Source organism: Amycolatopsis keratiniphila subsp. keratiniphila (genome assembly GCF_001620365.2).
In the GTDB taxonomy this organism is placed as follows: Bacteria; Actinomycetota; Actinomycetes; order Mycobacteriales; family Pseudonocardiaceae; genus Amycolatopsis; species Amycolatopsis keratiniphila.
On sequence record NZ_LQMT02000028.1, the window covers coordinates 3,263 to 12,600 of the forward strand.

General features: G+C 68.0%; 9 protein-coding genes. 1 reads left to right on the forward strand and 8 read right to left on the reverse strand.

What is annotated here, in order from left to right:
* The 7 genes from AVR91_RS27580 to AVR91_RS27610 all read right to left on the reverse strand — a co-directional run.
* The coding region (locus AVR91_RS27580) for an ABC transporter transmembrane domain-containing protein (protein WP_267284136.1) at positions 1-1,264 on the reverse strand (1,264 nt) is incomplete at its 3' end.
* Positions 1,265-1,400: 136 nt separating this feature from the next.
* A complete protein-coding gene (locus tag AVR91_RS27585; protein WP_063276442.1) occupies positions 1,401-2,285 on the reverse strand; it encodes a prephenate dehydrogenase in 885 nt (294 codons plus the stop codon).
* A gap of 75 nt (positions 2,286-2,360) precedes the next feature.
* Complete coding sequence (locus AVR91_RS27590; RefSeq protein WP_063276441.1) at positions 2,361-3,158, reverse strand: ParB/RepB/Spo0J family partition protein; 798 nt, start codon at positions 3,156-3,158, stop codon at positions 2,361-2,363.
* A 1,441-nt stretch (positions 3,159-4,599) separates the two neighbouring features.
* Complete coding sequence (vanX, locus tag AVR91_RS27595; RefSeq protein WP_063276437.1) at positions 4,600-5,208, reverse strand: D-Ala-D-Ala dipeptidase VanX; 609 nt, start codon at positions 5,206-5,208, stop codon at positions 4,600-4,602.
* The gene (gene vanA-Ao2 / locus AVR91_RS27600; RefSeq protein WP_063276436.1) at positions 5,198-6,244 is read right to left on the reverse strand and encodes a D-alanine--(R)-lactate ligase VanA-Ao2; all 1,047 of its coding nucleotides are present in this window, start codon (positions 6,242-6,244) and stop codon (positions 5,198-5,200) included. Before vanA-Ao2 ends, vanX begins: the two co-directional genes overlap by 11 nt.
* Position 6,245: 1 nt before the next feature.
* Positions 6,246-7,277, reverse strand: coding sequence for a VanH-AOV family D-lactate dehydrogenase (vanH, locus tag AVR91_RS27605; RefSeq protein ID WP_076153603.1), 1,032 nt, complete (start codon positions 7,275-7,277; stop codon positions 6,246-6,248).
* Positions 7,278-7,398: 121 nt separating this feature from the next.
* Positions 7,399-8,124 carry an alpha/beta fold hydrolase gene (locus AVR91_RS27610; RefSeq protein ID WP_063823206.1) on the reverse strand — a complete coding sequence of 242 codons (726 nt, stop codon included), beginning with the start codon at positions 8,122-8,124 and terminating at the stop codon, positions 7,399-7,401.
* A gap of 68 nt (positions 8,125-8,192) precedes the next feature.
* Here AVR91_RS27610 and AVR91_RS27615 point away from each other — a divergent pair, with 68 nt between their 5' ends.
* Positions 8,193-8,852: a TetR/AcrR family transcriptional regulator gene (locus tag AVR91_RS27615; protein ID WP_083737765.1), complete on the forward strand. Its 660-nt coding sequence runs from the start codon at positions 8,193-8,195 to the stop codon at positions 8,850-8,852.
* On the opposite strand, the gene AVR91_RS27620 is transcribed toward AVR91_RS27615, so the two are convergent.
* Complete coding sequence (locus tag AVR91_RS27620; RefSeq protein WP_063276434.1) at positions 8,773-9,237, reverse strand: hypothetical protein; 465 nt, start codon at positions 9,235-9,237, stop codon at positions 8,773-8,775. The genes AVR91_RS27615 and AVR91_RS27620 overlap by 80 nt on opposite strands.
* Positions 9,238-9,338: the final 101 nt, after the last annotated feature.

Genomic DNA, 9,338 nt, shown 5'->3' on the forward strand with positions numbered 1-9,338 from the left:
TCCCCGCGCCGGACGGGCCGACGAGCGCGGTGAGGGTGCCGGCGGGCACGTGGAAGCTCACGTCGCGCAGGACGTCCGGCGGCACTTCCCCGCGTTCCCGGTCGGCGCGCAGATGCTCCAGCGACGCCAGCGAGACCTCGTCCGCGGTGGGGTACCGGAACGCCACGTTCCGGAACTCGATGTCCGGCGCCACGCCCTTTTCGAGCGCGACCGCGTCTTCGCGTTCCTCGATCAGCGGTTTCAGATCGAGGAGCTCGAAGATCCGGGAGAAGCTCACCACGACGGTCTGCGCGGTCTCCTGCATCCCCGACAGCTGGGTGATCGGCCCGAACAGCCGCGAGAGCAGGGTCGCGATGGCGACCAGCGTCCCGAGCTGGAAGGCCCCGGCGAGCACGAGCTCACCACCGATCCCGTAGACGAGCGCCGTGGCGAGTGAGGCCACCAGCGCCATCATCACGAACGCCATCCGGCCGTAGACGGAAAGGCTCACGCCGATCCGGCGGATCCGCCCGGCCCGCTCCCGGTACTCGGCCATCTCGTCGTCCGGACGGCCGAAAAGCTTGGAGAGCATCGCGCCCTGGACGTTGAAGCGCTCGTGGAGCGTTCCCCCGAGGCCGTCGTTGGCCTCCATCAGCCGTCCGGCACGCCGTTGGATCGCGCGTCCCACCCGGATCCAGGGAAAGAGGAAGAGCGGCACCAGCACCAGGACGACGACGGCGACGAGCCACGACAGGTAGATCAGTTCGGCCAGTACGACGAAGACGGTGAGCGCGCTGGTCGCCGCGATCAGCAGGCCGCCGAAATGTTGCTGCGCCATGATCAGGTCGGTGTGCAGCCTGCCGACCAGTACCCCGGTCTGCGTCCGGGTGAAGAACGCGATCGGCAGCCGCCGGACGTGGTCGAGCGCCTCCACCCGGAGGTCGTAGCTGACCCCTTCCCCGATCCGCCCGGAGATCCAGGCCGACACCAGTGCCAGCGCCGCGCCCGCGACCGCCAGCACGGCGGCCAGGCAGGACATCAGGAGCACGGTGCCCGGATCGTTCCCGACGATGCCGTCGTCGACGAGTTCCCTCAGCAGCAAGGGGGTCGCGACGACGACGAGCGACTCCAGTGCCGCGACGAGGACGAAAAACGCCACCATGCCGATATGCGGACGGAAGTAGGAGAGCACCCGGCGCACCGTCCCGGGATTGACCTTGGTCTCCCAAGGATCGGGATCGTCATCGCTCTTCCGCACCCCCCCGTAGTTCAGCACTGCGTCCATGCGGGCACCCCTCTCACACAACAGGTCGGCGAGCTCAATCGTGCTGAATCGTGTCGATGTCCACGAGAGGGGCGAAGCGAACACTTGGGGCGGACATGCTCCGCATTGTCCACAAGCGACGGTCGCCCCCGCCGGGTCAGTGGGAGACGTGCCGTCCGTGGCCCCGGCGGGCTTCGGCATGCCTGCCGGTGCCGTGCTTCCCGGGGATCCGGGCGTGTCCTTCCACCCCACGGCGCAAGAGATCGGTGACGCCGGCGTGCTCTCCGGCCCGCAGCGCGGACGCCGCCCCGGCGAGCTCCGCCGCGATCCGGTCCAGTACCGCGGCCACCGGAACCGCGTTCCCGGCGAGGATCCGCCGCCACAGCCCGGGATCCCCGGCGGCGATCCGGGTCACGTCCCGCAGGCCCTGCCCGGCGAGGCTCAGCGCGACGTCGTCGCCACCCGTCAGTGCCGCCGCGACCGCCGACGCCGCCACGTGCGGAGCGTGCGACACCAGCGCCACCGCCGCGTCGTGGTCGTCCGCGGGCACGGTCACGACCTCCGCCCCGCACAGCGACACCAGCTCACGGACCAGCCCCAGCGCGCCCGGATCCGTTTCCGGACGAGGGCAAAGCGCCCACGGGCGACCGAGGAACAGATCGGCTTGAGCCGCCGCCGGGCCGGACCGTTCCCGGCCGGCGAGCGGATGCCCCGGCACGAAAGAGGTCAGATCACAGCCGAGCCGCTCCGCGTCGGCGATCGGCCCGGCCTTGACACTGGCCACGTCGGTGTACGCCCGCGCGGCGCCTTCCTTCTGGAGCCACGCCAGCCGGTCACCGACCAGATGCGGCGGCACGGCGAGCACCGCCAGATCCACGGTCGCGCCGGTCCATTCCCGGCCGGCGCCGAGTTCCTCCGCCAGCCGGAGGGCGTCCGCGTCGACGTCGGAGAGCCGGATCGCCGTGCCCTTCTCGCGAAGGGCCAGCGCGACCGAGGTGCCGATCAGTCCCGTGCCGACGACAAGTGCGGTTCGAACGGTCACCTCTGCCTCCTTGAAGTGGTGCAGCATGAAGGCCTCCTCGACGGACTCGGATCCTCGAGGAGGCCTTCACGGAACTCATCTCGCGGCGAGGTCGGTCGCCTGGTGTTCCAACCGGCCCGCGAACTCCGACCAGACCCGGGCGTGGTCCTTCGCGAAGCCGGCTATCACGCCGTACAGATGCGGCGGGACCCCGTGCAGGATCCTTTCCCATTCCTGGCCGTCGATCGAGTGCATGGACAGCATCCTCAGCAGGAGCCTGCCCACCTCGCTCAGCCGCAACGCGGGATCGGCCTTGAGGCGCTCCAGCACGGCGAGCCGTTCCCGGTCCACGGTGCTGTCGAACTCGGGTTCCGTCCACCGCAAGGGATGCGGTTTGGCCCGCAGCTTCCTGCTCCCGTCCGGGGTCGGGCTCTCCCCGCGCTCCAACCGGGCCCGCACGTCCCGGACGGTCTCCGGAGAGATACCGACCTGCTTGGCGACCTGCCGAAGCGAAAGGCCCGGATCGTTGCGAATGAGCTCGGCGGCGAGTTTCCGCCGCTCCGAACCGTCGACGGGACGGACTCGCCCGTCACGCCCGACCCTCGCCTCGCCTCCGCTTTCGCCGCCGCGCCGCCGCAGATCGGCCACGGTTCCCGCGGAGATACCGGTCGCCGACGCCACCCGCCGGTCCGACCACTGCGGATGTGTCCCGATGATCTGGACCGCCGCCCGTTTGCGGTCCGCGAGGGAAAGCGGCAGACCGTGCCGGATATTCGCTTCCACGGCGAGGACGAAGGCGTCGGATTCGGCGCCGTCGATGAACCTCGCCCGGATTTTCGTATCGCCTCTCACTCGTGCCGCCCTCAGCCGGTGCAGGCCATCGACCACCTGCATCGTCGGACGGTGCACGAGAATGGGCGGAAGCTCCCACTCCGCGGACAGCAGTGTCTCGACGTGTTCCGGATCCTCGCCAGAGGTTCGTGGCGAACATGCGGTGGACAGCCGGGACAACTCGATATCGACGACAGGGAGAGCGGAGAGGTCAACTCTCGTCGGATCCACCAGGCCCCCATTGAATCTTTTGTTTGATCGACGTTTGCGATACGGCAAGGAACCCACCGTCCAACTGCTCGGCTTCGGTGGTTGGACACCATGAACCCGTCCGGCGCCGTCTTCGGCAGCAGGGCGGGGTGTCCTCGACGGTGAGGATCCCTCTGGCGCCACCGGACAGATCCGCGTTCTCGCGGTCCGTCCCCACGGTCTCCCAGATGACCGGTGGCGCGTTTTCCGACGAACACCGAAGCTGAAAGGGCAGCCTCCCATCGCCCCGACGGCGATCAGGTGAGACGTTCACTCGACGGGTCGGGCCGTCGAGCCGGGCTTCGGTGCGGCCCGATGAAGCCGGTACCCGCCGCGATGCGAGACCGGATGTGCTCGTTCCTTGTGCTCCATACCTACCCGGCTGTTCACCGGTTGGAATCCGTGAATGCCTCTTGGTCGCGAGTCACCGACGCACCCCCCATCAGTCCCCAGTAGGCGCGAACCAGGTCAGCCCCAGTGGGTTCGCACCATCGCAGCATGGCATGAACAATCCATGTCGGCAATTGACAAACAGTGTGATTTCCGCAGACAAGACGCGCCGCAAGATCAATATCCGGATTTTCACATCCGGCATTGACACGGATGTCGAACATAAGTATCGCGGCCGCGGGCACGTTTGTCCCGGCGGACGCCGTTAGGCTGTTCGCATGTCTTGTTAGGCCATTCATACGACCTTGTTCTCCTCCCGAGATGATCTCGGGAGTATCGATTCCTGTCCCGCTCCCCGGCATCTGTTCACACGAACGGCCGAACCTTGCGGCGACACCGGGCCTGGAGCAAAGCGAGGCCTGCCATCGTTGGCGCAACAAAGGAACGATGCCCGCGCCGCGGGCCCGGCGAAAGGCACGGCGAAAGTCACCCACGTGAGCGACCGGCCGGCCGTCCAAGTGAACTCGGCGGTTCCCCGCCGTTCAGCCAAAGGACGAAAGACATGCTCATCCGTGCCGCCCGAAGTACATCGAACGGCCATTCACGGCACAGAAAGGGGAAACCAAACCCGGCCTTTCCCGGAATGGCCGGGATTGCATATTTCCCGCACCAGGGACCGGTATTCACCCGGTCATCCCATGTTTGTCAGCCGGATGGGACGAGGTCCGGCCGAAACCGCGGGCGGCGCGTCCAGCAGCGCACTTGGACAGTCGTTCACCACGCCGCCCGCCTGCCGCGGAGGGCATGAAAATGCCGCGGGCGCCTTCACGGCACCCGCGGCATCCTCGCTTGCCTGCCGACTCTCCTACTCGATGGGGAAATCGAAATAGGTGTCCGGGTAGGGCTCGTCCTTCAGGTTGTAGTGCCACCACTCGCACTCGTACGACTTGAAGCCCGAGCCCTCCATGATCGCGCACAGGTGCGCGCGGTTCTTCGCGGCCTCGTCCGGCACACCGTCGGCACCGTGGTGCGAGACGACGTCCATCAGGTCGTGGTCGCCGCCCATGTCGGCGAGCTCACCGGTGTCCAGGCGGTAGAGCGTCAAGTCCACCGTGCTGCCCCGGCTGTGCCCGGACTTGGTGGCCACGTAGCCCTGTTCGAACATCTGGGGCCGCTCGATGTTCGGGTAGTGCCTGGCCTTCTTCCGGCCGTCCTCGGGCTCTTCCGCCCAGCGCATGAAGCGGTCGACCGCGCGCTGCGGGCGGTACACGTCCCAAAGGAGCAGACCGAAACCGAGCTCCGCGGCCTTGTCCCGCGCCTTTTCCAGTGCCGCGCAGAACGCACGTGTGCCGACGACGCGGTTCACCAGGTAGCCGTCCACCGGCTTGCCGGTGAAGTTGTCCCACGTGGCGTACTTGGCGTCCCAGCGGATTCCGGAGACGACCTCGTCGACGAAGACGAAATCATCCCTCATTCGTCACGCCCGCCAGCGTCAGCTTCACCAGGCGGTCGATCACGTCGCCGAGCGAGAGGCCGGCGGCGTTCATCATCCGCGGGTAGCGGCTGTACGAGGTCAGGCCGGGCAGGGTGTTGACCTCGTTGAGCACGACACTGCCGTCCTCCTTGAGGAACAGGTCCACCCGCGCGAGCCCGCTGCAGCCCAGCGCGCGGTAGATGACCTTGGCCGTCTCCTGGACCAGGTCGCGCGAGGCGTCCGGGATGTCGGCGGGGACGATGAAGCTCGAGTTCTCGGAGCCGGTCTCGGGGCTCTTCTCCTGGTGGATCTTGAAGAAGCCGTGGGTCAGCGCGACCCGGTCGACCTCGCCCGCGAACAGGTCCTCGCCGTCGCCGAGGATCGAGCAGCCGATCTCGCTGCCGATGACGGCCTCTTCGATCAGGATCTTCGCGTCGTACTGGCGCGCCTCCGCCAGCGCGGCGGGCAGCTCTTCCTTCGCGGAGACCTTGCTGACGCCGAACGACGAGCCGGAGCGGGCGGGCTTCACGAAGACCGGGTAGTTCAGCGCGTCCGGGTCGACGTCGTTGTCCGGCGTGACGATGTGGAAGGTCGGCGTCGCGATCCCGGCGCCGCGGACGACGGAGTAGGTGAGCGACTTGTCGATGCACATGACCGAGCTCGGGAGGTCGCAGCCGACGTAGGGGACGCCGGAGATCTCCAGCAGGCCCTGCATCGCGCCGTCTTCGCCGAACTTGCCGTGCAGCACCGGCAGCACCACGTCGAGGGCGATCGTCTCGTACTTGCCCTCGTCCAGGACGAGCAGGCCGTGCACACCGCGGTCCGGCGACAGGACGGCCGGGCGGACGTTCCCGTTCTCCCAGTCCTCGGCGGGGCCGTCGCACAGCATCCAGGAACCGCTCTGGGTGATCCCGATGTAGTACGGCTCGTACTTCTCGAGGTCGAGGTTCTTCTGGACCTCACGCGCAGATTTGATGGAGATAGGATGTTCTTCGGAAAGCCCGCCGAACAGAATTCCGATTTTCAGCCTACCCATACTACTTCCCGCTTTCGAATTGGAGACAATTGATGATGGAGTTTTCAACAGTGTCACTCAGTGCGTGGTCCGTGTAATAGGCGGTATGCGGACTGATGAGCACGTTCGGCAGCTTTTCCAGCCGCAGCAACGTTTCGCTCTCGAGCGGCTTGTTCCGGCAGTCGGCGTAGAAGATGCCTTCCTCTCCTTCGACGACGTCCAATGCCGCTCCGCCCAGTTTTCCGTCTTCCAGCGCCGAAATGAGGGCTTCGGTTTCGATGAGCGGGCCACGTCCGGTGTTGATGATGTACGCGCCGTCCTTCATCCGCTCGATGTTCTTCCGGTCGAGAAGATGATAGGTATCTTTGTTGAGCGGCACGTGGAGCGTCACGATGTCGCTCTGCTGGAGCAATTCGTCGAGCGGAACGTAATCGGCCGAGGCGGTCAGCAGCGTGTCGTAGGCCAGCACCCGGCAGCCGAAACCACGCAGCCGGTCCAGCACCGCGACCCCGATCCGCCCTGTTCCGACCACTCCGACGGTCAGATCGCGCAGCTCTTTCCCGCGCACCTCGTTCAGCCGGTAGTCGTGCACCTCGGTGCGGCGGATGATGGACTTGGCGTCGCGCACCGCCATCAGCATCAGCATCAGCGTGAAATCGGCAACGCTGTCGGGCGAGTAGGCGACATTGCCCACGGTGATACCGACGCTCGCCGCGTATTCCACATCGATGTGGTTGAAGCCGATGCTCCGGGTGGAGATGTATTCGACGCCCGCTTCGGCGAGGGCGAGAAGAATGGAATTCGTGACCTTGGTCTTGTGGCCGATACTGATGCATCGATTTCCGGAGACCAGCCCGATATTGGCCTCGGACACCGGCTCGTCCACAATGGTCGGCATTACGCCGAAACGAGGAGCCATCTCCCGGAACAAGGCGGCCTCGTCCGATCCGCAACCATAAATCGTGATTCCCCTCGCCAAGACGGCCGAGGAGGAGGCGGACGCCGGCGATCCGGTGCGGGGGGCAGCTGATCGCGCTGGTTCGCTGTAGGTCATGCCCGACATTGTAGGCAGCGCGTTGTTGCCGCTTCTTATGGGGTTTTCGATGCCCCGACAATAAGTTACCAACTGGTAGCGCCGAGTGCATGTCGTTGTCGCCCACCTGCGGCGCACAGCTCTACCGCAGATCTTGCCCGCCCGTCCCCGGCGTCGAAACCGCCCCGTGACCGATGCCACAAAGCCATCCGGACACGAGGTCCGCGAGGTGTTCCGGAGCCTCCCTCGCCACGAGATGACCCGCCGCCGGAACCCGGACGACGGCGACCCGGCGGTTGGCCGCGCGCAGACGGCCCACATCGGCGTCGCGCAGCGGCGACCCCTGTCCGCCGTGCACCACCAGGACGGGCAGGTCCAGGGCCCCGGCCGTGGCGAGCAGGGCGGGCCCCGAGCCGAGGACGTCGTCCACCAGGCGCGTGTACCGGCCGCCGAGCCCATGGAAATCGAGCCACGAGCGCACCCTGCCCGGCTCGAGGTCGGGTACGACGTCGACGAGCACGAGCCCGGACGCGCGTGCCGCGACCGCGGGATCCGCGAGCGCCGCGATGGCGGCCAGGCCGCCGACCGACGCGCCCACCAGGACGACGGGCGCGGGCTGGCTCGCGATCATCCCGGCCACGTCGTCGGCCAGCGCGCCGAGCGTGGTCGCCCGGCCGGAGCTGTCCCCGTGTCCGCGCAGGTCGAAGGCCACCGACCGGAAGCCGTGCCCGGCCAGCGCCGCGGCGACCGGCACCCAGACCGCACGGCGTTCTCCGCCCGCGTGGAGCAGCAGCACCGTCGGGCCGGCGCCGGTCACCGTGCCCCGCAGGATGACTTCGCCCAGGTCAAGACCGATTTCGGTACTCACGGCATCCCCCTTACCTTGAACTGTCAAGGTAACGCATCTACCTTGGCCCATCAAGGTACGATCCGGTCGTGACGAACTCCCGAGCCCGACGGGCGCCCGAAGAGGCCCGGCGGCTGATCCTCGACGCCGCGGCCTCCCTGCTCGGCGAGTCCGGCGTCGCCGCCGTCCAGATGCGCGCCGTGGCCGCACGGGTCGGTATGACCGACGCCGGCGTCGCCCATCACTTCGGCAACCGCGAGAAACTGCTCGCCGAACTCCTCCGGCACGGGGGCCGCCGTCTCCGGGACGCGCTTCAGGCGCTCCTCACCGGCTGGCTGGACCACGAGGCGGACCTGCTCGGACTCGTCGAGGCCCTCCACACGCTGTACCGGGACGGCTACGGCGAGCTGGCGGTGGCACTGCACGCGGCGGGCTGGCACGACCCGGGCAGCGGGATGCTCGACCCGGTCGTCGACGCCCTCCACCGGCTCCGGCCACCCGGCGGCTCACTCGACGACACGCGGCTCGCCGTCGCCGCCCTGCACCAGGCGATGGCCACGGAGCCCCTGTACGGGAGCGATTTCCGGCGCAGCGCCGGGCTCACCGCGGCCGACGACTCGTCCGCGCAGGTGCGCTGGTGGGCGCGCCAGCTCCACCTCGCGCTCGGGCTCAGGCCCGATACGGACCCTGGTCCCCGAGATCCGGGCTCACCCGCGGGTTCCGGCCCTCCTGACCGGGCACCGGGGTGACCGTCGGCTCCGGCTCGGGGTCGGCGCGGTCGTCCGCACGCTTCCGCCGCCGGGCCCCGACCGCCACGTCGTCCTCGCGCCGATGGGCGAGCACGGACAGCGTGAGCACGTGGGCCACCGCCATGAGCAGCAGGAACACGCCCAGCCTGCCGACGAACGCGGCCGTCGAACCGGACCAGTCCGGGGCCACGACCGCCAGCAGCGCGAGCATCCCGATCGCCGCCAGATGAAAGACCGTCACCACCATCCAGGCCACCGACCCGCTGCCCTCCCGGGCGTCCGGCGCGGTCAGGAAGCGGCGGGCGCCGCGGTACAGGATCTGGCCGTCCGCGACGACGAAGATCAGGCCGATGATCAGGAAACCCGGAAGTTCGTTGTCGGGCATCGTTGCCTCCTCCGTTTCCCGGGGGATACCCGCGGGACGCGGCGAGACCTGCCTCGTGCCTCGATCGTGTGACCGAGCGAGTCCGTGAAGGCCCCCTTGAG